This window comes from Microbacterium sp. Gd 4-13 (genome assembly GCF_003095395.1).
GTDB lineage: Bacteria > Actinomycetota > Actinomycetes > Actinomycetales > Microbacteriaceae > Microbacterium.
Genome location: NZ_QEIJ01000001.1, coordinates 923,690 through 945,069, shown reverse-complemented (window position 1 = coordinate 945,069; position 21,380 = coordinate 923,690). Strand labels below are relative to the sequence as shown.

Sequence of the window (21,380 nt, the reverse complement as noted above, 5' to 3'; positions counted from 1 at the left end):
ATGAGCGTCACGCCCCTTCGCGCCCTTCCCCTCGACGAACTCCGGCAGCGTTCCAGCTCCAAATGGCGGACCTATCCCGCCGACGTCCTCCCGCTCTTCGTGGCGGAGACCGACTTCCCGCTCGCGCCGGCCATCTCCGCTGCGCTCGAGCGGGCGGTCCGTCTCGGAGACACCGGTTACACGCCGCCGGATCCGGGCATCGCGCGCGCCTTCGCGGGCTTCGCGGCGCGACGGTTCGGATGGACCGTCGACCCGGCGCGGGTGCGCACCACCGGCGACGTGATGGTCGGGGTCGTCGAGCTCCTGCGGGCGGTGACGTCGCCCGGCGACCGGGTCGTGATCACGCCGCCGGTGTACCCGCCCTTCTTCGACACCGTGCGCGAGGCCGGCGCCGAGGTCGAGCGGGTGCCTCTCGTGGCTCCGTCGCCCGACGACGCGGACGGCCGCTGGCGTCTCGACCTGGCCGGGATCGAAGCGGCTCTCGCCGCCGGTGCCCGCGCGGTGCTGCTGTGCAACCCGCACAACCCCACCGGGACGGTCCACACCCGAGCCGACCTCGCCGAACTCGCGCGCATCGCCGCACGCCACGGCGCCGCCGTCGTCAGCGACGAGATCCACTCGCCGCTCGTCCACCCCGGGGTGCGGTTCACGCCGTTCCTCGACGCGTCCGACGACGCCGCGCGCATCGGCTACGCCGTCACCAGCGCCAGCAAGGCGTTCAACCTCGCCGGGTTGAAGTGTGCGCTCATGGTGACCGCGGATGAGCGCACCGCGGCGGTCGTGAAGGCGCTGCCGTGGGAGGTCGAGTGGCGCACGGGCCTGTTCGGCGCCCTCGCCGGAATCGCCGCCTTCGCACCCGAGAGCGATGAATGGCTCGACGGATTACACGCCGCGCTCGACCACAATCGGCGGCTGCTCGCCGACCTGCTGGCCGAGCATGTGCCCGCCGCTCGCTACCGCATCCCCGACGCGGGCTTCCTCGCCTGGGTCGACCTGACGGAGCTCGGGTGGGGGGAGAACCCGGCCGCGAAGATCCGCCGGGAGGCCAAGGTGGCGTTCCACGTCGGCCCGTACTTCGGAACCGAGGGGGCGGGGCACGTGCGCATCAACTTCGGATGCTCGCCGGACGTGCTGCGTGAGGCCGTCGAGCGCGTCGGCGCCCTCGTGAGCAGGTGAGCGGCCGCCTCCACGGACCGGGGATCTGGCAGCCGCCGTTCGGGTGGGTGAGTCTCGGCTCGGTCGCCCTGGTGTTCCTCGCTGCGCTCGAGAGCCTTGCCGTCACCACGGTCATGCCCGTGATCGCTGCGGACCTCGACGGGCAGGCGCTGTACGCGCTCGCGTTCGCCGGCACGCTGGCGACATCGGTCATCGGAATGGTGTGCGCCGGGTCGTGGGCCGATCGCTCGGGACCGGCGGTACCGCTCTCGGCGGCCGTCGCGCTGTTCGTCGCCGGTCTGTTGGTGGCGGGCCTCGCCCCCGACATGGTCGCGTTGATCGTGGGGCGACTGCTCCAGGGACTGGGCGCCGGGGGCATGACCGTGTCGCTGTACGTCGTCATCGCACGGGTCTACCCGTCCGCTCTGCACGGTCGTATCCTCGCCGCGTTCGCGGCGGCCTGGGTGCTGCCGGCGCTGGTCGGCCCGTTCCTCGCCGGGGCGGTGACCGAACTTCTCCACTGGCGCTGGGTGTTCCTCGGGGTCGTGGTGCTGTCCGCCGCCGCCTACGCTCTGCTGCTGCCCCGCCTGTCCCGCCCCGAGCTGCGTTTCGCGGACGACACCGAACGCGTTCCGTTCGTCGGGCGCCTGTTGTGGGCCGTGGCCGTCGCCGCGGGCGTACTCGTCTTGAGCATCGCCGCCGAATCGGGGACGGGCGCGGCCCTCCTCGTCATCGTGGGCGCCGTCGTCGTGGTGGTGGCCATCCGACCGCTCCTTCCCCCGCGGACGCTACGAAGCGGCCGCGGTCTGCCGAGCGTCATCCTGCTGCGCGGGGCCGTGGCCGGCGCGTTCTTCAGCGCGGAGATCTACGTTCCCTACGTCTTCATCGACCTCTACGGGTTCTCGCCGATCTGGGCCGGGCTCGCCCTGACAGGGGCCGCCGTGATGTGGGCGGCCGGTTCGGAGGCGCAGGGGCGGGTGGGCGATCGCTGGGGTGACCGGCGCATTCTCGGGGGTGGACTGGCGGTCACGATCATCGCCATGGCCGTCGTGACCGCGGGTGTCGCCCTGCACCTGCCGCCGATCGTGCTCATCGTCGCGTGGACGCTCGGCGGCGGCGGGATGGGGCTCCTGTACCCGCGGATCACGATGCTGATGCTGGCCGCTTCGACGGAGGCTGACCAGGGGCGCAATTCCGCTGCCCTGTCGATCGCCGAGGCGACGGGCGCCGCGACCGCGATCGCCGCAGCGGGGATCGTCGTCGTGGCACTCGGCGGGGGAGTCCTGGGGTTCGTGGGAGCCTTCCTCCTGTCGACCCTGATCGCCCTCGCGGGCGGCATTCCCGCAACGCGCACCACGGCGCCGATCGAGAGTCGATTGGAACATCCGGGCAGGTAAGGCTACCCTTACGAGGTGTCCTCCGTCGTCGTCTCGAGCCGTCCGTCCTACCGGCCCTACTGCGCCGAGGTGCGCGCGGTGCGCCGCCTGTCGCCGTCGTTCGTGCGCGTGACCTTCGGTTGCGACGACTTCGCCGACTTCGGGACGGCCGGCCTCGACCAGCGCGTGAAGCTCCTCCTGCCGCTTGCAGACGGGACCATCACCGACGTGGGCCAGCGCGACGACGAGGCCATCGCGACGGGCGCGTGGTACGAGCGCTGGCGCGACGTACCGACCGGTGAGCGCAGCCCGCTGCGCACCTACACGGTCCGTCGTGTCGCGCCCGAGGCCCGCGAGATCGACGTCGACTTCGTGGTGCATCACGACGCGGGGCCGGCGGGGGAGTGGGCCGCGCACGCGCGCCCCGGCCAGGAGCTCGTCATCGTCGGGCCAGACGAGCGCAGCGATCACTCGCGGCTCGGCCTCGACTTCCACCCCGGTACGGCCCGGCGGTTGCTGCTCGCCGGTGACGAGACGGCCGTGCCCGCCATCAGCGCGATCCTGGAGTCGCTCCCGGCCGGAGTCGACGTCGACGCGTTCCTCGAGGTGCCGACGGGCCGCGACGCTTTGCCCCTGGAGGTGCCCCGCACTCACCGCGTCACCTGGATCGCGCGCGACGATGCCCCGCACGGCGCGCGGCTCATCGCAGCGCTCGAGGGATGGTGCGCGGCATCCGGTGACGTGCTGACGCGCGCTGCCGCGCCGCGACCGCAGGTGGTCGCCGACGTCGACGTCGACCGCGACCTGATCTGGGACAGTCCCGACGACGCCGAAGGCGAGTTCTACGCGTGGTTCGCGGGCGAGGCGGCGACGATCAAGACGCTGCGCCGGATGCTGGTGACCACCGGGGGAGTCGACCGCAAGCGCGTGGCCTTCATGGGCTACTGGCGGCTCGGGCAAGCAGAACGGCAGGCATGACGACCACGTCCCGGGCGAGGCGTCTGCGTCTCGTCGCCGTCAGTGCTGTCGTCGTCCTGGCGCTCACCGTCGCGGGCAGTCTTCTGATCGGTGCACGCTCGGTGTCGCCGACGATCGTGTGGCAGGCGCTGACGGCGTTCGACCCCACGGTGGCCGATCACGTGGTCATCGTCACCCAGCGCATCCCTCGCACCGCCATCGGACTCATCGCCGGTGCCGCCCTCGCTCTCGCCGGCACGCTGATGCAGGGGCTCACGCGCAACCCCCTCGCAGACCCCGGTCTGCTCGGTATCAACGCGGGCGCCTCGGTCGCCGTGCTCGTGGCGATCACCTTCTTCGGGATCTCGCAGCCGAGCGGATTCGTCTGGTTCGCCTTCGTCGGCGCCGCCGTCGCGGCTGTCGTCGTCGCCGTGATCGGCACACGCGGCCCGGACGGCGACAACCCGGCCAAGCTCGCGCTGACGGGCGCGGCGGTCACCGCGGGCCTCATCGCGATCACGACGTTCATGCTGACGACGTCGGCCGCGACCCTCGACGTCTACCGCTACTGGCAGGTGGGCGGTCTGACCACCCGCGGACTCGACACCGTGGCCGTCGCCGCCCTGCCCGTCGCCGTGGGCGCCGTCCTCGCGCTCTCCAGCGGGCGCGGACTCGACCTGCTGTCGCTCGGGAGCGACACGGCAGCCGGTCTCGGGCAGAACGTCGCCCGCACGCGCGGTCTCGGCATTCTGGCGGCTGTGCTCCTGTGCGGGGGAGCGACCGCTCTGGCCGGGCCGATCGTGTTCGTAGGATTGCTCGTTCCGCACCTCCTGCGCGCTCTCGTCGGCGTAGGCCACGGCCCGCTCCTCGCGCTGAGCATCCCGGTGGGCGCATCGCTCCTCCTCGCTGCCGACGTCATCGGCCGGGTGATCGCGCTGCCCGGTGAGGTGCAGGCCGGCATCGTGGTGGCGTTCGTCGGCGCACCCGCGCTGATCGCGCTCGTGCTCCGAGGCCGGAGGGTCGCGCTGTGACCGCCGTCGAGACTCCGTCGCCCCTCGCGCTCGTGCGCGGGCGCGTGCGCCGTCGCCGCGTCGTCGCGATCGCCGGAGTGTCGGCGGCGCTGCTCGTCGTCGTCGTGCTCGGACTCTCCCTCGGCGACTACCCCCTCTCGCCCGTGCAGCTGTGGCGCACCCTCTGGGGCGGAGGCGAGCGCGTGGAGGCATACGTGCTGTTCCAGGTGCGGGCGCCGCGTGTCGTGATGGGCGTCCTCGTCGGCGTCTGCCTCGGCACCGCGGGGGCGCTCCTGCAGACACTGCTGCGAAACCCGCTCGCGAGTCCCGATCTCCTCGGCATCAGCGGTGGTGCCAGCGTCGGTGCGCTGTTCGTGCTGATCGTGCTCGGGCTGACCGGGCCGCTGCTGGCCGCCGCGGCCTTCGTCGGCGGCCTGGTCGTGGCGATCTTCCTCCTCGCGGCCGGACGCCGGCTCTCGGACGGAGGATTCCGCCTCATCCTGGCCGGCATCGGTGTGGCCTTCCTCTGCGTCGCGATCACGAACTTCCTGATGGCCCGCGCGCAGCTCGAGCTCGCGCAGGCGGCGTTGGTGTGGATCACCGGATCGCTGTCGTCGAGCGCGTGGTGGCAGGTGCTCGTCGTCCTCGTCGTCGCCGTGGCGTGCGCGCCGTTCGTCGCTCTCGTCTCCCGATGGCTCCCCATCACCCAGCTCGGCCCGGCGACCTCCTCGGGTCTCGGAGTGAACGCGACGACCGTGCGCTGGGTGGCCGTCGTCTGCGCCGTGCTCCTCACCGCCGTCACCTGCGCGTTCGCAGGGCCGATCTCCTTCGTCGCGCTGTGCGCGCCCCCGATCGCGCGATCGCTCCTCGGCCACGGGGCGCTGGGGATCGGCACCAGCGCTGTCACGGGAGCAGCCCTCCTCGTCGCCGCCGACCTGATCGCGCAGTTCGCGCTCCCCGGCCTCTCGCTCCCGGTGGGCGTGGTCACCGGGGCGCTCGGCGCCGTGTTCCTCCTGTGGCTTCTGGCCTCGACGAAAGGGCGTCAGGTATGAGCGCTTCCCCCACTCCGCCGCGCCTGAGCGCGCGGTCGTTGGACGCGGGCTACCCGGGCCGGCGGGTCATCGAGAACCTCGACCTCGACGTCACCCCCGGTCGCATCACGATGATCATCGGCGCGAACGCGTGCGGGAAGTCGACCCTCCTCGGCGTGCTCGCGCGTCTGCACGCCCCGCTCGGCGGCGAGGTGCTCCTCGACGAGGTCGACGTCGCGAGCATTCCCCGACGACGGTTCGCCCAGCGCGTCGGGCTGCTCCCGCAGCATCCGATCGCCCCCGACGGTCTCACCGTCGGGGAGCTCGTCTCGCGCGGACGCCACCCGCACCGCGGCGTCTTCGAGCGATGGAGTGCCGCCGACACGGCGCAGGTCGACGACGCGATGCGGCTGACCGGGGTCGAGGCCCTCGCCGACAGGCCCGTCGGCGACCTCTCCGGAGGGCAGCGCCAGCGGGTCTGGATCGCGATGGCTCTCGCCCAGAATCCCGAGATCCTGCTGTTGGACGAGCCGACGACGTTCCTCGATCTGAGCCATCAGCTCGAGGTGCTCGACCTCCTCGTCGAGCTCAACCGCGCCCATGGAACGACGATTGTCGTGGTGCTGCACGAGCTGAACCTCGCCGCGCGGTACGCCGACGACCTCGTGGTCATGTGCGAGGGGCGGATCGTCGCCCAAGGCGACCCGCGCGAAGTGCTGACGGCGGAGGTCGTCTCGGACGCGTTCGCGCTCGACGCCCTCGTGATGCCCGACCCGCTCACCGGCACCCCTCTCGTCGTGCCGCGCCCGGGCGGCGCGCACCTGACGCCCGACCCCACCTGATCCCCGAAACCCCCACCCGGCGGAACCCGTTTCCGCGTTCGAAAGGAAAACCCCATGTCCCGCACCCCCCGTGCGATCGCCTTCGCCGCGGCTCTGGCCGCTGGCGCCATCGCCCTGTCGGCCTGCTCGACGGCCACCACCGAGACCGGAGCCGGCTCGTCAGCGTCTGACTCCGCGGCATCCGAGGCGTTCCCGGTGACGATGACGAACATGTACGGCGAGACGGTGATCGAGTCGGCCCCCGAGCGCATCGCGACGTGGGGTTGGGGCTCCACCGACGCCGTGCTCGCCCTCGGTATCGTTCCGGTCGCCATCGCTTCGATGGACTACGGCGGGGGAGACGACCGCATCACCCCGTGGGTGAAGGACGCCCTCGACGAACTGGGCGGCGAGACACCCGTGATCCTCGATGCCTCCGGCGAGGTGCCGGTCGAGGAGCTGCTCGCGACCGACCCCGACGTGGTCATCGCCCCCTACTCGGGCCTGACCCAGGAGGAGTACGACGCGATCACCGGCGCCGGCGTGCCGGTCGTCGCACCCACGGACGGCGTGTGGACCACTCCGTGGCGCGACGTCATCACCGAGACGGGCACAGCGCTCGGTCGTGAAGCGGATGCTGCGCAGATCATCACCGACATGGACGACCAGGTCGCCGCAGCGGCGGCTGAGCACCCGGAGTTCGCCGGCACCACGATCGCGTACGCCTCCGACAGCGTCGACACGTTCTACCTGTACCTCCCCGCCGACCCGCGTGTGGAGATCCTCGAGGACCTCGGCTTCGTCACCTCCGATTCCGTCGCCGCGCTCGACGACGGCTCCGGGAGCTTCTACGCGACGGTCAGCGGCGAGAATCTCGACTCGATCGACGCTGACGTGATCTTCACGCAGGTGGACGACGAGGCCGCTCTCGAGACGTTCCTGACGTCCGACCGCACGCGTCTCATCCCCGCCGTCGCCACGGGCGCCGTCGCCGCGATCGTCGGCGAGGAGAACGTCGCCGCCGTCTCGCCGACCGCGCTGACGTTCCCCTTCATCCTGCCCACGATCGTCGAGCAGCTGGCCGAGGCCACCGCTGTCGCCAAGGGCTGACCGTGACGACGAAGGCGCCCATCCGGTATGCCGGGTGGGCGCCTTCGTCGTGCTCCAGGTCAGCGTCGCCGGTCGGCGGCGCGGACGAGGGCCCATGCGGCGGGGACGATCGCGGCCGCGAGCGCGGCCTTGACGATACCGCCCACTATGAAGGGCAGCACGCCGACGGCGAGGACGTCGCCGAGCCCGTAGCCGAGGCCCAGCACGCTGTTCAGGATGAACGCCATGTAGGGCACGCCGACGAGGAACGGCACGACGCTGGCCGCGGCGAACTCGGCGAATGCCAGGACGGGGCGTCGGTCCCACGACCGCTCGGCGAACCATCCGGCGACGAACGCGGCGAACACGAAACCGATGATGAAACCGAAGCTGGGCTTGGCGACGGAGGCCAGGCCCCCGGACAGCCCGGCGAAGACGGGGAGGCCGACGAGGCCCAGCCCGAGGTAGCTCAGCAGCGAGAGCGCGCCGCGGCGCGCGCCGAGCGCTGCGCCCACGACGATGACGCCCAGCGTCTGGCCGGTGATGGGGACGGGCCACAGCGGCACCTCCACCTGGGCGAGGACGGCGACGGTCAGGGCGCCCGTGAGGACGAGGGTCGCGTCGAGCGCGACAGCGCGGGCGCGGGTCGACGGGCGGGCGAGGAGGTCGGCCAGCACGCGGCGGCCGAGCGGGGAGGCGACGGACATGAGGCTCCTTCGTGAGCTGCTCGCGGAAGGTTCGGCGGGCATCGCGACTTATACTAGGGGGCTGGCCGTTGGCCGCTTGTGTACCTATTCCCACCAGAAGATCGGACGTTCGCTGTGCTCGCCGTGCATGACCTCGAGATCCGCGTCGGAGCGCGCGTGCTGATGTCGGGCGTCTCGTTCCGCGTGAGCGACGGCGACAAGATCGGTCTCGTCGGCCGTAACGGAGCCGGCAAGACCACGCTGACGAAGGTGCTCGCGGGCGATCTGATCTCGGCGGCCGGAAGCGTCGACAGCTCCGGCGAGCTCGGCTATCTGCCCCAGGACCCGCGCAGCGGCGACCCCGAGATGCTGGCGCGCACGCGCATCCTCGACGCGCGGGGTCTCGGCTCGCTCGCCATCGGCATGCAGGAGGCGTCGCTGCTCATGGGCGACCCCGACGAAGCCGTCGCGGCGAAGGCGATGAAGCGCTACAGCTCGCTCACCGAGCGATTCGAAGGGCTCGGTGGGTACGCTGCCGAGGCGGAGGCAGCATCGATCGCGAACAACCTGTCGCTGCCCGACCGCATTCTCGATCAGCCGCTCAAGACCCTCTCGGGCGGTCAGCGTCGCCGTATCGAGCTCGCACGCATCCTCTTCTCCGACGCCCAGACGATGATCCTCGACGAGCCGACGAACCACCTCGACGCCGACAGCGTCGTCTGGCTGCGCGAGTTCCTGAAGGGCTACAAGGGCGGGCTCATCGTCATCAGCCACGATGTCGAGCTCGTGGGCGAGACGGTGAACCGCGTGTTCTACCTCGACGCGAACCGTCAGGTCATCGACGTCTACAACATGAACTGGAAGAACTACCTGCGCCAGCGGGTGGCCGACGAGGAGCGCCGCAAGAAGGAGCGCACGAACGTCGAGAAGAAGGCGACGGTGCTCCAGCAGCAGGCCGCCCGATTCGGCGCGAAGGCCTCCAAGGCAGCCGCCGCGCACCAGATGGTCGCGCGGGCCGAGAAGATGCTCGCGGGTCTGGACGAGGTGCGTCAGGAGGAGCGCGTGGCGAAGCTGCGCTTCCCGAAGCCGGCACCCTGCGGCAAGACCCCGCTCATGGCCTCGGGTCTGTCGAAGTCGTACGGGTCGCTTGAGATCTTCACCGACGTCGACCTCGCGATCGATCGGGGCTCGAAAGTCGTGATCCTCGGATTGAACGGTGCGGGGAAGACGACTCTGCTGCGGATCCTCGCCGGCGTCGACAAGGCCGACACCGGGGTCATCGAGCCGGGGCACGGCCTGAAGGTCGGCTACTACGCCCAGGAGCACGAAAACCTCGACGTGAAGCGCTCGGTGCTCGAGAACATGATGTCGGCGGCTCCCCACATCACAGCGACGGATGCGCGCAAGGTGCTCGGGTCGTTCCTCTTCGTCGGCGATGACGTGCTGAAGCCTGCGGGCGTGCTCTCCGGTGGAGAGAAGACCCGTCTGTCGCTTGCGACGCTCGTCGTCTCCAGCGCGAACATGCTCCTTCTCGACGAGCCCACCAACAACCTCGATCCCGCGTCGCGGGAAGAGATCCTCGGCGCGCTCGCGCACTACGAGGGCGCCGTCGTCCTGGTGTCGCACGACGAGGGCGCGGTCGAGGCGCTCAACCCGGAGCGCGTGCTCATCCTCCCCGACGGGGTCGAAGACATCTGGGGTCGCGACTACGCCGACCTGATCACCCTCGCCTGACCCGACCGGTCAGCGCGAGTCGACCAGGGCGTCCTCCACGTCGGCGTCGTTGTCTCGGCGCTTCTCACGTCGGGGCCTGGGGGTCTTACCCGCGGCTTCGTCGGCTTCCTCACGACGGATGCGCCGTTCGCTCACGATGATGTAGCCGATGAACGCGAAGCCCATGATGGCGAACAGGATCCACTGGATCGCGTACGACAGGTGCGGCCCGGGATCCTCCGTCGGCGACGGCAGCGCGCCGGGCACCACCGCGGGCGCCGGATCCTCCGAGACGAGCTGACCGTACGCGGAGGTCAGCACCGCGTCACCGGAGGAGACGACGTCGGCGATCGTCGGGAGATTGATGGTGGCCACCTGGCCTTCGTCGGCCGATCGACCGGAGGCGGGAACCATCTCTCCCGGCTTCAGCCGCACGACGACGGTGGTCTGCCCGGTCGGAGGGCCAGGGACCGTGTCGGGCTCGGGGTCGGGGTCGCCCGGTGGCACCCAGCCGCGGTCGACGATCATGACACGACCGTCGTCGAGGCGGAAGGGAACCAGCACCTCGAACGCGGCCGTTCCGCCGTGAGGGCGGTTGCGGACGAGGAGCTCGTCGTCGGGCAGATAGGCGCCGGTCAGTATCACCGGCGTCCATTCGTCGGCGGGGTCGAGGTCGGCGCCGGCGGGGATCACGTCGCTGAGCGGTACGGGTTCGGCGTCATAGTTCGCGTCGACGAGAGCGAGCTGGCGGGCGCGCTCCTCATTGCGGGTGAACTGCCAGTGCGAAAGGAAACCGCAGGCGATCGCGAATACGATCGCGACGGCGACGTAGCCCGTCCACCGCAGCGCGGCGGGGCGTGCGCGATCGGTCATCGGGGTGAGCCCTCCTCGGAGACCGGGGCCAGGGGCGAGACCTCGACGGGGAAGTCGCGGGCGGCGAGGTAGTCGCGCAGGAAGTCGACGTGGGCGTCGCACGCCGACCACAGCTTGCGGCGATCGGCGGTGTGGATACGGGGGTTGCGCCACGCCACGACCCAGGCGGATGCGTCGCGGCAGCCGGCCCGCGAGCACTCCGCCGTCACGGCTTCGGTTCCGATCCCGGCGTCAGACGAGGGGTCTCGGAGATGCGGAACACCGTGGGCCCGGCCGGCGCCGGCACGACCGGAGAGACCGTCGGCGGCGACTCCAGCATCCGCTCCGGGCTCTCGACGTTCGTGCGTCGTACGTCGGAGCCCACATTGGCGATCACGACGGCGATGTACGGCAGAACGACCGCGCCCAGCGCGAACAGCCAGGTGTACCAGCCGAAGGGCTGGACGAGGACCATCGCCACGATGCAGGCGAGACGGATACCCATCATCACCATGTACTTGGTGAGACGGGAGCCCGCGTCGTCCTTGGGGGCGACCGGGAGCGAAGTCGCGGAGGGAGTGGTCGTTTTCACGATCCCTCAAGATTACGCCTGCGAACCGCGCGCGGCGCCGGAACAACGTCAGATAGTTCAGGAGTAGTCGTAATACGACGAGCCGCTCGAGGCGACCCCGACGATGAACATGACCCAGATGACGAGCAGGATGATGCCGATCACGGCGAAGCCGATGCCGACCCAGCCGAGAATGGTGCCGGCGAGGGCCATGCCGCGACCGGCCTCGCCGTTGGTCTTCAGCTGCTTGAGCGACATGTGACCGGTGATCACGGCGACGATCGACGCGATCAGCGGCAGGACCACGAACGCGGCGATGCCCGAGACGAGGGAGACGATCGCGAGCGAGTTGGTCTTCGGGGCGTAGCCATAGGGCGCTCCGTAACCGTACGGCTGCTGCTGCTGCGGGGGGTACGCCGGCGCTCCGTAGGGAGCCTGCGGGGCGGCAGCCCCGGGATAACCGGGAGGCGGTGGGCTCGAGGGTGCACCTGCGGGGGAGCCGTTCGGGTTCTCGTCGCTCACGTCAAGCCTCTCTGTCGCTGAGACCAGAGTTCCAGCGGGCGGATGCGGTGTCAAACCCGCTCGGGCATGCGTGGCCCGGTCGCCTAGGCTGGGGCAGTTCCGTCCACCGGCCAGGGAGTGTGCCATGTCCACCGAACGCGTCGTCCTCGTCACCGGAGGCAACCGCGGCATCGGCCGCGCCATCGCCGAGAGGTTCGTGGCAGAGGGCTACCGGGTCGCCGTCACCGCCCGTTCGGGGGAGGGCCCCGAGGGCACCCTCACGGTGCGCGCGGACGTGACCGACGCCGCGGCCGTCGACGCGGCCTTCACCGAGGTCGAGGCGGCCCTCGGCCCCATCGAGATCGTCGTCGCCAACGCCGGCGTCACGAAGGACACCCTCCTCATGCGCATGACGGAGGACGACTTCGATTCGGTCGTCGCGACGAACCTCGGCGGCGCCTTCCGGGTCGTCAAGCGCGCGTCGAAGGGGATGCTGCGGGCCCGGTGGGGTCGCGTGATCCTCATCTCGAGTGTCGTCGGCCTCTACGGATCCGCCGGCCAGGTGAACTATGCGGCCTCCAAGAGCGGACTCGTCGGCTTCGCCCGATCGCTGACGCGCGAGCTCGGTGCCCGCGGCATCACGACGAATGTCGTGGCACCCGGCTTCATCGAGACCGACATGACCGCCGCTCTCCCCGAAGACACGCAGGCCGAGTACAAGCGCAGCATCCCGGCGGGCCGCTTCGCGACTCCCGACGAGGTCGCCGGCGTCGTCACCTGGGTGGCGTCGGATGCTGCCGCTTACATCTCCGGCGCAGTGATCCCCGTCGATGGCGGTCTCGGAATGGGGCACTGACGCCCGCGACCCACTCCGTGCGCGGCGACCACATCACCGCCCTCGACCGGATGACGGCCCTCTACCGGATGACGGTTCTCTAGGGGAGGAGAGGCAGCACCTCGCGCAGGTCGACGCGACCGATCACGAGATCGGCGTTCGCGCGCACCGTCGGCTTGGCGTTGAAGGCGAGGCCGAGACCAGCGTCGGCCAGCATGGGAAGGTCGTTCGCGCCATCGCCGATCGCGATGGTCGCCCCGCGCGGCAGGGCGGCCTCCGATGCCCATTCCCGCAGCGCTACGACCTTGGCCGCGCCGTCGACGATCGTGCCGTCGACTCTTCCGGTGAGCGTCCCGTCAGCCGTCTCGAGTCGGTTGGCGCGCCAGACGTCGACACCGAGTGCGGGCGCGATCACGTCGAGGATCTCGTGGAATCCGCCCGAGACCACGCCGACGCGTCCACCGCGATCGTGCACGCCGGCGATCAGTTCGCGGACCCCGGGGGTCGGCTCGATGCGCGCGACGACCCGTTCGAACGCCGCCGTGGGTACACCGGCCAGCGCGGCGACCCGGGTTCGCAGGCTCGTGGCGAAATCGACCTCGCCCCGCATGGCGGCCTCCGTCGCCGCGGCGACCTCGGCACCGCGGCCGGCTTCGTCGGCGAGGAGTTCGATGACCTCGTTGCGGATGAGCGTGGAATCGGCGTCGAGAACGACGAGGAACCGGGCGGCAGACACGCGCTCGACCCTAGCGTGACCTGTCGTGACGTGCGTCGCGTCAGGGCTCCGAGCGACGGTCCACAATGGGAGTGCACTCCGAGGAAGGAACCCCATGGCAGACGTCGAGAGCTTCACCCTGGACCACACCGCCGTCAAGGCGCCGTACGTGCGGCTGATCGGCACCGAAGTCGGACCGCGCGGCGACGTCATCGCGAATTTCGATGTGCGTTTCGTTCAGCCGAACGAGGGAGAGATCCCCACCGCCGGCCTCCACACCATCGAGCACATGCTCGCCAGCCTCCTGCGCGACCGGCTCGACGGGGTCATCGACATCTCGCCCTTCGGCTGCCGCACCGGTTTCCACCTCATCACGTGGGGAGAGCCTGCCGTCGCCGACGTCGTCACCGCGATCGGTGAGGGTCTGCGATTCATCGCCGAGGACGCCGAATGGTCCGACGTGCCGGGTGTGGACGCCTTCAGCTGCGGCAACTACCGCGACCACAGCCTGCACTCCGCGCGCGAGTGGTCGGCCGAGATCCTTCGTCAGGGCATCAGCCGGGACGCCTTCGAGCGCGTCGGCGTCTGAACGCCGCGTCGGCCCCGATCAGGGGTCGACGCGGGCGTTCTTGGCGACGATCGTGATGCCGGTGTCGGTGACGGTGAAGCCCCGGGCGAGATCGCGTTCGCGGTCGACCCCGACGGTCGCTCCGTCGGCGAGAACCACGTTTTTATCGAGGATCGCGCGGTGGATGCGGGCACCGGCTCCGACGCGCACGTAGTCGAACAGCACCGAGTCGGTGATCGTCGACCCGCCCCCGGCGAGAGTCCACGGCCCGACGACGCTGCGCTCGAGGTGCGTGCCCGAGAGCACGGATCCGAGCGAGACGACCGAGTCGATCGCGTTGCCGATGCGCCCGACCGAGTCGCGCACGAACTTCGCCGGCGGCGAGTTGACGGTCTGCGAGAAGATCGGCCAGTCGGTGTTGTAGAGGTTGAACACCGGGAGCGTGGAGATCAGATCCATGTGCGCGTCGTAGAACGACTCGATCGTTCCCACGTCGCGCCAGTAATCGCGATCGCGATCGGTCGAGCCGGGGACGTCGTTGCGCTTGAAGTCGTAGACGGCCGCTTCGCCGCGATCGACGAAGTAGGGGACGATGTCGCCGCCCATGTCGTGGTTCGACGTGGGGAGTTCTCCGTCGTACTCCACCGCCTCGATGAGGGCATCGGCGTCGAAGATGTAGTTGCCCATCGACGCGAGCACCTCGTGCGGCGCATCGGCGAGCCCGGTCGGGGACTGCGGCTTCTCGAGGAACTGCCTGATGCGCGTCGGGTCGGTCGGATCGACGTCGATCACACCGAACTGGTTCGCCAGCTCGATGGGCTGCCGGATGCCGGCGACGGTCGCGCGCGCATCGGAGTTGATGTGCGCGTCGAGCATCTGCGTGAAGTCCATGCGGTAGACGTGGTCCGCGCCGATCACGGCGACGATGTCGGGCTTCTCGTCGAGGATCAGGTTCATGCTCTGCAGGATCGCGTCGGCCGAACCCGAGAACCAGCGCTTTCCGAGGCGCTGCTGAGCGGGCACCGACGCCACGTACGCGCCGAGCATCGGAGACATCCGCCATGTCTGGGAAACGTGGCGGTCGAGGCTGTGCGATTTGTACTGCGTCAGCACGACGAGCTGGCGCAGGCCGGAATTCACGAGGTTCGAGATCGCGAAATCGATCAGGCGGTACTGACCTCCGAACGGCACGGCGGGCTTGGCGCGATCGGCGGTGAGGGGCATGAGCCGCTTGCCCTCACCACCCGCGAGGATGATTCCGAAGACCTTCGGCGCTGCAGGCATGGCACCACACTAGGCCCGTCCGCGATGTGGGGACCACAGCTTTCCGCCCCTTGACAGCTGTACTAGCGTTCGAGCATGCGCGTGGACATCGTCACCAAGGAATACCCGCCCGAGATCTACGGGGGCGCGGGGGTGCACGTCACCGAGCTGGTTCGTGCCCTGCGCCGATCGATAGACGTCGAGGTGCGCGCCTTCGGCGCGCCTCGCGACGAGGCGCAGACAACGTCGTACGCGGTCCCGTACGAGCTCGCATCGGCGAACGGGGCGATCCAGACGCTCGGCACCGACCTCGAGATCGTCGGCGATGTCGCCGGGGCGGACCTCGTGCACAGTCACACCTGGTACGCGAACTTCGCCGGTCACCTGGCCTCGCTCCTCCACGGCATCCCGCACGTCGTCAGCGCCCACAGCCTGGAGCCCCTTCGTCCGTGGAAGGCCGAGCAGCTCGGCGGCGGCTACGCCGTCTCGAGCTACATCGAGAAGACCGCCTACGAGGGCGCCGCCGCGATCATCGCCGTCAGCGACGGCATGCGCCGCGACATCCTCCGCAGCTATCCCGACCTCGACCCGGCGAAGGTGCGCGTCATCTACAACGGCATCGACGTCGATGCGTGGCGCCCCGTCGTCGACGCCGACTTCCTCGCCGCCAACGGGATCGATCCGGCTCGTCCGTCGGTCGTGTTCGTCGGCCGCATCACGCGGCAGAAGGGGCTCCCCTACCTCCTTCGCGCCGCAGAGCAGCTGCCCCCCGAGGTTCAGGTGATCCTGTGCGCCGGCGCGCCCGACACCCCCGAGATCATGGCCGAGGTGGAGGAGCTGGTGCGCGGTCTCCAGTCGACGCGGGAGGGCGTCGTCTGGATCGATCGGCACCTGTCGCGCCACGACCTCTGCGCCGTGCTCACCGCGGCGACCGCATTCGTCTGCCCGTCCGTCTACGAACCTCTCGGCATCGTGAACCTCGAGGCCATGGCGTGCGGCGCGGCCGTCGTCGGCACCGCCACCGGCGGAATTCCGGAGGTCGTGGCCGACGGGGTGACCGGTCGCCTCGTCCCGATCGAGCAGGCCCAGGACGGCACGGGCACGCCCGTCGATCCCGAACGCTTCGTGAACGATCTCGCGCGTGTGCTGATCGAGGTCGTCGGCGACCGCGAGAAGGCCGCGGAGTACGGTCGGGCCGGCCGGACGCGCGCGGCGGAGGAGTTCAGCTGGCAGAAGATCGCCGACACGACCGAGGAGCTCTACCGCGAGCTGACCGGCCGATAGGCTGGGGGGATGCCGCAAGTCTTGGAGTTCTCCGACGTCGTCGTCCGCCGGAACGCCCGAGAGATCGTGTCGCACCTCGACTGGTCGGTCGACGACGATCAACGCTGGGTGGTCCTCGGACCCAACGGAGCGGGGAAGACCACCCTGCTCCAGCTCGCCGACACGCTGCTGCACCCCACCTCGGGCACGGTCACGATCCTTGGCGAGCAGCTGGGGCGCACCGACGTCTTCGAGTTGCGCCCGCGGATCGGGTTCGCCTCGTCGGCGATGGCTCGCCGCATCCCGCCCGAGGAGTCGGTGCTGAACGTCGTGCTGACCGCGGCGTTCTCCGTGCTCGGGCGCTGGCGCGAGGACTACGAAGACATCGACGAGCGTCGGGCCCTACGCGTGCTGGCCGAGTGGAAGCTCGACCACCTCGCCGACCGCACGTTCGGAACGCTCTCGGATGGGGAGCAGAAGCGCGTCCAGATCGCCCGCGCGGTCATGACCGACCCCGAGCTGCTGCTGCTCGACGAACCGACGGCCAGCCTCGACCTCGGCGCGCGAGAAGAGCTGCTCACGCTGCTGTCCGAGTATGCGCAGGCGCCCACCACGCCCGCGATGGTCATGGTCACCCACCACGTCGAGGAGATCCCCGTCGGCTTCACCCACGTGATGCTGCTGCGCGACGGTGCTGTGGCGGCTGCGGGCCCCATCCCCGAGACGCTGACGTCGGCCAACCTCGAGGCCACATTCGGCGTGCCGATCGTGCTGACCGAAGACGCTGGCCGCTACGCGGCACGTGCCGCGTCCTGACAGTGTTTCGTCGCCCGCCCTCGGGCTGGTAGACTTGGTCGCTGGTGCATTCGCGCCGCCGACTTTGACGGTCCTGGCCAAATCCAGGGCACCTCATCTCAAAGGACCCCCATGAAGACTGACATCCACCCGGACTACCGCGCCGTCGTGTTCCGCGACCTCGGCTCCGGCGAGACCTTCCTCACCCGTTCGACGGTGACCAGCGACAAGACGATCGAGCTCGACGGTGTCGAGTACCCGGTCATCGACGTCGAGATCTCGTCCGCGTCGCACCCGTTCTACACGGGCAAGCAGCGCATCATGGACTCGGCCGGTCGCGTCGAGAAGTTCAACCAGCGCTTCAAGGGCTTCGGCGGCAGCTGAACCCGATCTCCGCGCAACGGCCTCGCTTCGGCGGGGCCGTTTCTCGTTTCACCGGATGGGCCACGACCCGTCGAGGGGCTCGTCGGGGTCGAGGCGGCCGATGCTGACGAAGTACTCGGTCAGGCTCGCCGCCTGCGCGCGTGCCCACGAGATCTGACGCGTGTGCAGTTCTTCGATCGTGGGCGGCAGCCAGGCGGCATAGCGCTCCGCGAGGGCCTGCGCGACACGCCCGGCGGCGACGGCGTCGGCGGATGCTTCGTGGGCGTCGTCGAGGCGCACGCGGTAGTGCTCGGCGACCACCGAGAGGGTGCGCTTGCCGCGACGCCAACGGTCGTAGGCCTTGTCGACTACCAGTGGGTCGATGACGGGTGAGGGGTTCTCGATCGGGGGGATGCCGTGGCGGACGGCTTCGTTCTTCAGGAGCGAGAAGTCGAACGGCGCGTTGTACGCGACGACCGGGATCCCCGCGGTGAACAGCGCGCGCAACGCGTCGACCACCTCGGTGACCACGAGGTGCGCGGGACGCCCGTCGGCGCGCGCCCGCGCCGTCGTGATGCCGTGGATCGCGGCCGCACCCGTGGGGATCTCGACGCCCGGGTCGGCCAGCCAGTCGCGCGCGGCGAGCACCCCGCCCTGCTGGTCGAGGAGGCCGACATGGGCCGTGACGATGCGGTCGGACGTCACGTCGACACCCGTCGTCTCCAGGTCGAAGACCCCGACGACCTGTGCCCATTCCGGAGACCGGAAGAGGGGGAGCGGCTCCGGCTGCATGCCTCACACGGTATGCGGCGGCCCGGACATCGCCGCGACGGCACTCCGGGCGGGGCTGCTCGTAGACTCGACGGGTGCCGAACCCGTATGCCGCCCTTCTCGACCGAGTACCCGCCCGGCGGCACGAGGTCGACGTGCTCGGTGCGACGACGGCCTACTGGGAGTACGGCGAGGCGGACGCTGCGACAACGATCGTCGCCGTCCACGGCTTCCGTGGCGAGCACCACGGCCTCGAGCCGGTCGTCGCCCACCTCGAGGGCTTCCGGGTGATCTCGCCCGACCTGCCCGGGTTCGGAGAGACGCCGCCGATCCCGGATCGTCGCCATGACCTCGCGCTCTACGTGGACTGGCTGTCGTCGTTCGTCGACCGCGTCGCCCCCGGTTCCGTGGTGCTCGGGCACTCGTTCGGTTCCATCGTCTCGGCTGCGGCCGTGGCCGACGGGCTCCAGACCCCGTCTCTCGTGCTGGTCAACCCGATCGGTGCTCCGGCGCTCGAGGGCCCCCGCGGCATCCTGACCCGCCTGGCCGTCTTCTACTACTGGGCCGGCGCACGTCTGCCCGCGCGGCTCGGTGACGCGCTGCTGCGCAACCGGCTGGTCGTTCGGGGGATGAGCCTCGCGATGGTCAAGACGCGCGACAAGGGGCTGCGCCGGTTCGTGCACGAGCAGCACGACGCCTACTTCTCGCGGTTCGCCGATCGCGACGTGCTGCACGATGCGTTCCTGACCTCGGTCTCGAACGATGTTCGGGCCTTCGCGCCGCGCATCGGGACCCGGACGCTCCTGGTGGCGGCCCAGAAGGACGACATCACCCCGATCGAAGCCGAGCGGACCCTGGCGACCCTCTTCGCCGATGCCCAGCTCGTCGAGATCGAGGACGTCGGTCACCTGATCCACTACGAGACGCCGGCGGTCGCCGCCGGCGCGATCACGCGTTTTCTTTCGCCTTCCGACGCCGGTACGCGTTGACGTTCATGCGATTGCCGCAGTTGCCGGTGTCGCAGTAGCGCTTGGACTTGTTCCGCGAGTAATCGATGAACACCGAGGCGCAGTCGTCTGCCTCGCAGACCTGCACCCGGTCGTACTCGTCGGCGCGGATGACGTCGACGAACGCCATAGCGGTCTCGACCAGCACGCGGGTCACGAGCGGCTCCTGGTCGTCGGTGGCGTGGATGTGCCATTGCTCGAACCCGTCGTGCGAGACGAGCTGCGGCAGCGCTCGGCCGTCGCTCAGCATCGCGTTCACGAGCGGCACGGCTCCGTCGCGACCGACGGTCCAGAGGGCGTGCAGACGGGGGCGGATGCTGCGCATGGCCGCGAGTTCCTCCGCGTCGCGCTGCAGGCGCCCCGAGTAGGGCCGCTCGTCGAGGAATCGGTCGAGATCCGTCAGATCGACCAGTCCGTCGATGCCCTCCGACGACCTTTCCGGGGCGGTGTTGACGAGGTCGACGGCGGCCTCGAGGGCGAGCTGGGTGTCATGGATGAAAACCATGTTGACTCCTGACATCGGCAAACGCTAGTGTCACCATCGTAACCACTCGACACTCCTGACAGTCGGAACCCATGACCGCTTCGCTCACCGCTCCCGTTCCGACCGTCCGCGCCACGGGCGCCGGCGGACTGCTCCTCGGCCTCATCTCCGCCGTCGCTTTCGCGTCGAGCGGAGCGGTCATGAAACCGCTGCTGGAGGCGGGCTGGTCGCTGGGAGCGGCGTTGCTCCTGCGTATATCGGGCGCCGCGCTCGTCCTCGCCTACCCGTTCCTTCGGGCGGTTCTCCGCGAGCGCGGCTTCCTCCGTCGCCACTGGCCGCTCATCGTCGGATTCGGACTGACCGGCGTCGCGGGGTGCCAGTTGTTCTACTTCGCGGCCATGCAGCGCATCCCGGTCGGTGTCGCGCTGCTCATCCAGTACTTCGCGCCGGTGCTCCTCGTCGGGCTCGCCTGGCTGCGTACCCGTCGCGCTCCGTCGCGCGTGGTCGTGATCGGGTCGGTCGCCTCGATCGTAGGACTTCTGCTCATGGTCGACCTGACCGGCGGGTCCTTCGATCTGATCGGCACGCTGTGTGCGCTCGGGGCCGCGGTCTGTCTCGGCGCTTACTTCCTCATCGCCGAGCGCACGGGCGACTCCATCCCGCCCCTGGCACTGGCCGGCGGCGGGCTCCTGACCGGTGCGCTCCTCCTCGCGGTGCTCGTCGTCACGGGTGTGCTGCCGTTCGTCGCGCCGCCCGTCGACGTCGTGCTGGCCGGTGTCACCGTGCCCTGGATCGTGCCGGTCGTCTGGGTCGTGCTCATCGCGACGGTGTGCGGATACGCGTTCGGTGTGATCGCCGTGTCGAAGATCGGGTCGCGCCTGGCGTCGTTCGTCGGGCTCACCGAGGCGCTTTTCGCCGGCGCGATCGCCTGGCTGCTCATCGGCGAGGCGCCGACGCTCGTGCAGGCGATCGGCGGCGCGCTGATCCTGGCGGGCGTGGTGTGCGTGAGGCTCGACGCGCGCGGTGCGGGAACGCCGAAGGGGGAGGCGGCTATCGTGCCGGTCGTGCCAGCCCCATGAGCGGCGCGACGCGGTAGGAGATGACCTCGCCCATCGCGAGCGAGGTCTCGGTGCGCTCGACGCCGTCGATCGCGAGGATGCGCGCATCCGTGTCGAAGAGGTGCTGCGCGTCGCGGCACGCGACGCGCACGAGCAGATCGACCTGTCCGCTCAGCCCGTGGGCCTGCAGGACTTCGGGGACGCGGGCGAGCTCGGCCTTGATGCGGGGGAGTTCTGCCTGGCGCACCGTCACGTTGATGAACGCGTCGATCGGGAAACCGAGCGCCTCGGTCGAGAACGTGCGTTCGAACGAGTGGAAGACGCCGGAGCGCTCGAGTCGGCTCATCCGCGTCTGCACGGTGTTGCGCGACAGTCCGAGCCGATCGGCCAGGGCGACGACCGTCGCGCGGGGGTCGTCGACGAGGGCACGGAGCAGCTCGAGATCGACGGAGTCGAGGGCGGTCATGAGCGAAAACGGTAGCAGGGAACGCGGACC

Annotated in this window: 25 protein-coding genes; 15 read left to right on the top strand and 10 right to left on the bottom strand. The window is 70.1% G+C overall.

Annotated features, from left to right (window positions below; translation table 11 throughout):
* From DEA06_RS04530 to DEA06_RS04500, 7 genes are read left to right on the top strand one after another with little or no spacing between them, the layout of a single operon-like run.
* Complete coding sequence (locus tag DEA06_RS04530) at positions 1-1,176, top strand: aminotransferase class I/II-fold pyridoxal phosphate-dependent enzyme (RefSeq protein ID WP_116646708.1); 1,176 nt, start codon at positions 1-3, stop codon at positions 1,174-1,176.
* Positions 1,173-2,552 carry an MFS transporter gene (locus DEA06_RS04525; protein WP_116646707.1) on the top strand — a complete coding sequence of 460 codons (1,380 nt, stop codon included), beginning with the start codon at positions 1,173-1,175 and terminating at the stop codon, positions 2,550-2,552. Before DEA06_RS04530 ends, DEA06_RS04525 begins: the two co-directional genes overlap by 4 nt.
* A 15-nt stretch (positions 2,553-2,567) precedes the next feature.
* Positions 2,568-3,509 (top strand): siderophore-interacting protein, encoded by a 942-nt coding sequence (locus DEA06_RS04520; protein WP_116646706.1) that lies wholly within the window; start codon positions 2,568-2,570, stop codon positions 3,507-3,509.
* Positions 3,506-4,519 carry an iron chelate uptake ABC transporter family permease subunit gene (locus DEA06_RS04515; RefSeq protein WP_116646705.1) on the top strand — a complete coding sequence of 338 codons (1,014 nt, stop codon included), beginning with the start codon at positions 3,506-3,508 and terminating at the stop codon, positions 4,517-4,519. Before DEA06_RS04520 ends, DEA06_RS04515 begins: the two co-directional genes overlap by 4 nt.
* Complete coding sequence (locus DEA06_RS04510; RefSeq protein WP_116646704.1) at positions 4,516-5,550, top strand: iron ABC transporter permease; 1,035 nt, start codon at positions 4,516-4,518, stop codon at positions 5,548-5,550. Before DEA06_RS04515 ends, DEA06_RS04510 begins: the two co-directional genes overlap by 4 nt.
* Positions 5,547-6,371, top strand: a complete 825-nt coding sequence (locus tag DEA06_RS04505; protein WP_116646703.1) for an ABC transporter ATP-binding protein — start codon at positions 5,547-5,549, stop codon at positions 6,369-6,371. Before DEA06_RS04510 ends, DEA06_RS04505 begins: the two co-directional genes overlap by 4 nt.
* 54 nt (positions 6,372-6,425) lie before the next feature.
* Positions 6,426-7,460: an ABC transporter substrate-binding protein gene (locus tag DEA06_RS04500; protein ID WP_116646702.1), complete on the top strand. Its 1,035-nt coding sequence runs from the start codon at positions 6,426-6,428 to the stop codon at positions 7,458-7,460.
* A 59-nt stretch (positions 7,461-7,519) separates the two neighbouring features.
* Here DEA06_RS04500 and DEA06_RS04495 read toward each other — a convergent pair whose 3' ends face one another.
* On the bottom strand, positions 7,520-8,146 hold the full coding sequence (locus tag DEA06_RS04495) for a biotin transporter BioY (RefSeq protein WP_116646701.1): 627 nt from the start codon (positions 8,144-8,146) through the stop codon (positions 7,520-7,522).
* A gap of 114 nt (positions 8,147-8,260) precedes the next feature.
* On the opposite strand from DEA06_RS04495, the gene DEA06_RS04490 reads away from it, so the two are divergent.
* Entirely contained in the window at positions 8,261-9,859 is a 1,599-nt protein-coding gene (locus DEA06_RS04490) for an ABC-F family ATP-binding cassette domain-containing protein (RefSeq protein ID WP_116646700.1), read from the top strand.
* A 9-nt stretch (positions 9,860-9,868) separates the two neighbouring features.
* On the opposite strand, the gene DEA06_RS04485 is transcribed toward DEA06_RS04490, so the two are convergent.
* From DEA06_RS04485 to DEA06_RS04470, 4 genes are read right to left on the bottom strand one after another with little or no spacing between them, the layout of a single operon-like run.
* Positions 9,869-10,711 carry an SURF1 family cytochrome oxidase biogenesis protein gene (locus tag DEA06_RS04485; RefSeq protein ID WP_116646699.1) on the bottom strand — a complete coding sequence of 281 codons (843 nt, stop codon included), beginning with the start codon at positions 10,709-10,711 and terminating at the stop codon, positions 9,869-9,871.
* Positions 10,708-10,920: a hypothetical protein gene (locus DEA06_RS04480; protein WP_116646698.1), complete on the bottom strand. Its 213-nt coding sequence runs from the start codon at positions 10,918-10,920 to the stop codon at positions 10,708-10,710. Before DEA06_RS04480 ends, DEA06_RS04485 begins: the two co-directional genes overlap by 4 nt.
* Positions 10,917-11,282, bottom strand: a complete 366-nt coding sequence (locus DEA06_RS04475; RefSeq protein WP_116646697.1) for a DUF3099 domain-containing protein — start codon at positions 11,280-11,282, stop codon at positions 10,917-10,919. The genes DEA06_RS04480 and DEA06_RS04475 overlap by 4 nt, the downstream gene beginning before the upstream one ends.
* Positions 11,283-11,339: 57 nt before the next feature.
* Positions 11,340-11,783 (bottom strand): DUF4190 domain-containing protein, encoded by a 444-nt coding sequence (locus tag DEA06_RS04470; RefSeq protein WP_165817917.1) that lies wholly within the window; start codon positions 11,781-11,783, stop codon positions 11,340-11,342.
* A 124-nt stretch (positions 11,784-11,907) separates the two neighbouring features.
* Here DEA06_RS04470 and fabG point away from each other — a divergent pair, with 124 nt between their 5' ends.
* The gene (gene fabG, locus DEA06_RS04465) at positions 11,908-12,618 is read left to right on the top strand and encodes a 3-oxoacyl-ACP reductase FabG (RefSeq protein WP_116646696.1); all 711 of its coding nucleotides are present in this window, start codon (positions 11,908-11,910) and stop codon (positions 12,616-12,618) included.
* A 79-nt stretch (positions 12,619-12,697) separates the two neighbouring features.
* On the opposite strand, the gene serB is transcribed toward fabG, so the two are convergent.
* Positions 12,698-13,333: a phosphoserine phosphatase SerB gene (serB, locus tag DEA06_RS04460; protein WP_116646695.1), complete on the bottom strand. Its 636-nt coding sequence runs from the start codon at positions 13,331-13,333 to the stop codon at positions 12,698-12,700.
* A 94-nt stretch (positions 13,334-13,427) separates the two neighbouring features.
* Between serB and DEA06_RS04455 the strand changes: the two genes are divergently transcribed.
* Positions 13,428-13,901: an S-ribosylhomocysteine lyase gene (locus DEA06_RS04455; RefSeq protein WP_116646694.1), complete on the top strand. Its 474-nt coding sequence runs from the start codon at positions 13,428-13,430 to the stop codon at positions 13,899-13,901.
* 18 nt (positions 13,902-13,919) lie between these two features.
* On the opposite strand, the gene glgC is transcribed toward DEA06_RS04455, so the two are convergent.
* The gene (gene glgC, locus DEA06_RS04450) at positions 13,920-15,164 is read right to left on the bottom strand and encodes a glucose-1-phosphate adenylyltransferase (protein WP_116646693.1); all 1,245 of its coding nucleotides are present in this window, start codon (positions 15,162-15,164) and stop codon (positions 13,920-13,922) included.
* Positions 15,165-15,239: 75 nt separating this feature from the next.
* On the opposite strand from glgC, the gene glgA reads away from it, so the two are divergent.
* The 3 genes from glgA to DEA06_RS04435 all read left to right on the top strand — a co-directional run bounded on the left by glgA (position 15,240) and on the right by DEA06_RS04435 (position 17,585).
* A complete protein-coding gene (glgA, locus tag DEA06_RS04445; RefSeq protein WP_116646692.1) occupies positions 15,240-16,427 on the top strand; it encodes a glycogen synthase in 1,188 nt (395 codons plus the stop codon).
* Positions 16,428-16,436: 9 nt separating this feature from the next.
* On the top strand, positions 16,437-17,222 hold the full coding sequence (locus DEA06_RS04440) for an ABC transporter ATP-binding protein (RefSeq protein WP_116646691.1): 786 nt from the start codon (positions 16,437-16,439) through the stop codon (positions 17,220-17,222).
* A gap of 111 nt (positions 17,223-17,333) precedes the next feature.
* On the top strand, positions 17,334-17,585 hold the full coding sequence (locus tag DEA06_RS04435; RefSeq protein ID WP_116646690.1) for a type B 50S ribosomal protein L31: 252 nt from the start codon (positions 17,334-17,336) through the stop codon (positions 17,583-17,585).
* A 48-nt stretch (positions 17,586-17,633) separates the two neighbouring features.
* On the opposite strand, the gene DEA06_RS04430 is transcribed toward DEA06_RS04435, so the two are convergent.
* A complete protein-coding gene (locus DEA06_RS04430; protein ID WP_116646689.1) occupies positions 17,634-18,356 on the bottom strand; it encodes a 3'-5' exonuclease in 723 nt (240 codons plus the stop codon).
* Between the two features lie 74 nt (positions 18,357-18,430).
* Between DEA06_RS04430 and DEA06_RS04425 the strand changes: the two genes are divergently transcribed.
* On the top strand, positions 18,431-19,324 hold the full coding sequence (locus DEA06_RS04425; protein ID WP_116646688.1) for an alpha/beta hydrolase: 894 nt from the start codon (positions 18,431-18,433) through the stop codon (positions 19,322-19,324).
* Here DEA06_RS04425 and DEA06_RS04420 read toward each other — a convergent pair.
* Entirely contained in the window at positions 19,284-19,847 is a 564-nt protein-coding gene (locus DEA06_RS04420) for a CGNR zinc finger domain-containing protein (RefSeq protein WP_116646687.1), read from the bottom strand. The two genes, DEA06_RS04425 and DEA06_RS04420, sit on opposite strands and share 41 nt — an antisense overlap.
* Positions 19,848-19,918: 71 nt before the next feature.
* Here DEA06_RS04420 and DEA06_RS04415 point away from each other — a divergent pair, with 71 nt between their 5' ends.
* Entirely contained in the window at positions 19,919-20,905 is a 987-nt protein-coding gene (locus tag DEA06_RS04415) for a DMT family transporter (RefSeq protein ID WP_116646686.1), read from the top strand.
* Here DEA06_RS04415 and DEA06_RS04410 read toward each other — a convergent pair.
* Positions 20,877-21,350 carry an Lrp/AsnC family transcriptional regulator gene (locus tag DEA06_RS04410; protein ID WP_116646685.1) on the bottom strand — a complete coding sequence of 158 codons (474 nt, stop codon included), beginning with the start codon at positions 21,348-21,350 and terminating at the stop codon, positions 20,877-20,879. The two genes, DEA06_RS04415 and DEA06_RS04410, sit on opposite strands and share 29 nt — an antisense overlap.
* Positions 21,351-21,380: the final 30 nt, after the last annotated feature.

Bases quoted from the DNA above. Each gene is read 5' to 3' on its own strand.
- DEA06_RS04530 (WP_116646708.1), top strand. From the start codon at position 1: ATGAGCGTCACGCCCCTTCGCGCCCTTCCCCTCGACGAACTCCGGCAG.
- DEA06_RS04515 (WP_116646705.1), top strand. From the start codon at position 3,506: ATGACGACCACGTCCCGGGCGAGGCGTCTGCGTCTCGTCGCCGTCAGT.
- DEA06_RS04505 (WP_116646703.1), top strand. From the start codon at position 5,547: ATGAGCGCTTCCCCCACTCCGCCGCGCCTGAGCGCGCGGTCGTTGGAC.
- DEA06_RS04500 (WP_116646702.1), top strand. From the start codon at position 6,426: ATGTCCCGCACCCCCCGTGCGATCGCCTTCGCCGCGGCTCTGGCCGCT.
- DEA06_RS04495 (WP_116646701.1), bottom strand. From the start codon at position 8,146: ATGTCCGTCGCCTCCCCGCTCGGCCGCCGCGTGCTGGCCGACCTCCTC.
- DEA06_RS04485 (WP_116646699.1), bottom strand. From the start codon at position 10,711: ATGACCGATCGCGCACGCCCCGCCGCGCTGCGGTGGACGGGCTACGTC.
- fabG (WP_116646696.1), top strand. From the start codon at position 11,908: ATGTCCACCGAACGCGTCGTCCTCGTCACCGGAGGCAACCGCGGCATC.
- DEA06_RS04455 (WP_116646694.1), top strand. From the start codon at position 13,428: ATGGCAGACGTCGAGAGCTTCACCCTGGACCACACCGCCGTCAAGGCG.
- glgC (WP_116646693.1), bottom strand. From the start codon at position 15,164: ATGCCTGCAGCGCCGAAGGTCTTCGGAATCATCCTCGCGGGTGGTGAG.
- glgA (WP_116646692.1), top strand. From the start codon at position 15,240: ATGCGCGTGGACATCGTCACCAAGGAATACCCGCCCGAGATCTACGGG.
- DEA06_RS04440 (WP_116646691.1), top strand. From the start codon at position 16,437: ATGCCGCAAGTCTTGGAGTTCTCCGACGTCGTCGTCCGCCGGAACGCC.
- DEA06_RS04435 (WP_116646690.1), top strand. From the start codon at position 17,334: ATGAAGACTGACATCCACCCGGACTACCGCGCCGTCGTGTTCCGCGAC.
- DEA06_RS04430 (WP_116646689.1), bottom strand. From the start codon at position 18,356: ATGCAGCCGGAGCCGCTCCCCCTCTTCCGGTCTCCGGAATGGGCACAG.
- DEA06_RS04420 (WP_116646687.1), bottom strand. From the start codon at position 19,847: ATGGTTTTCATCCATGACACCCAGCTCGCCCTCGAGGCCGCCGTCGAC.
- DEA06_RS04415 (WP_116646686.1), top strand. From the start codon at position 19,919: ATGACCGCTTCGCTCACCGCTCCCGTTCCGACCGTCCGCGCCACGGGC.
- DEA06_RS04410 (WP_116646685.1), bottom strand. From the start codon at position 21,350: ATGACCGCCCTCGACTCCGTCGATCTCGAGCTGCTCCGTGCCCTCGTC.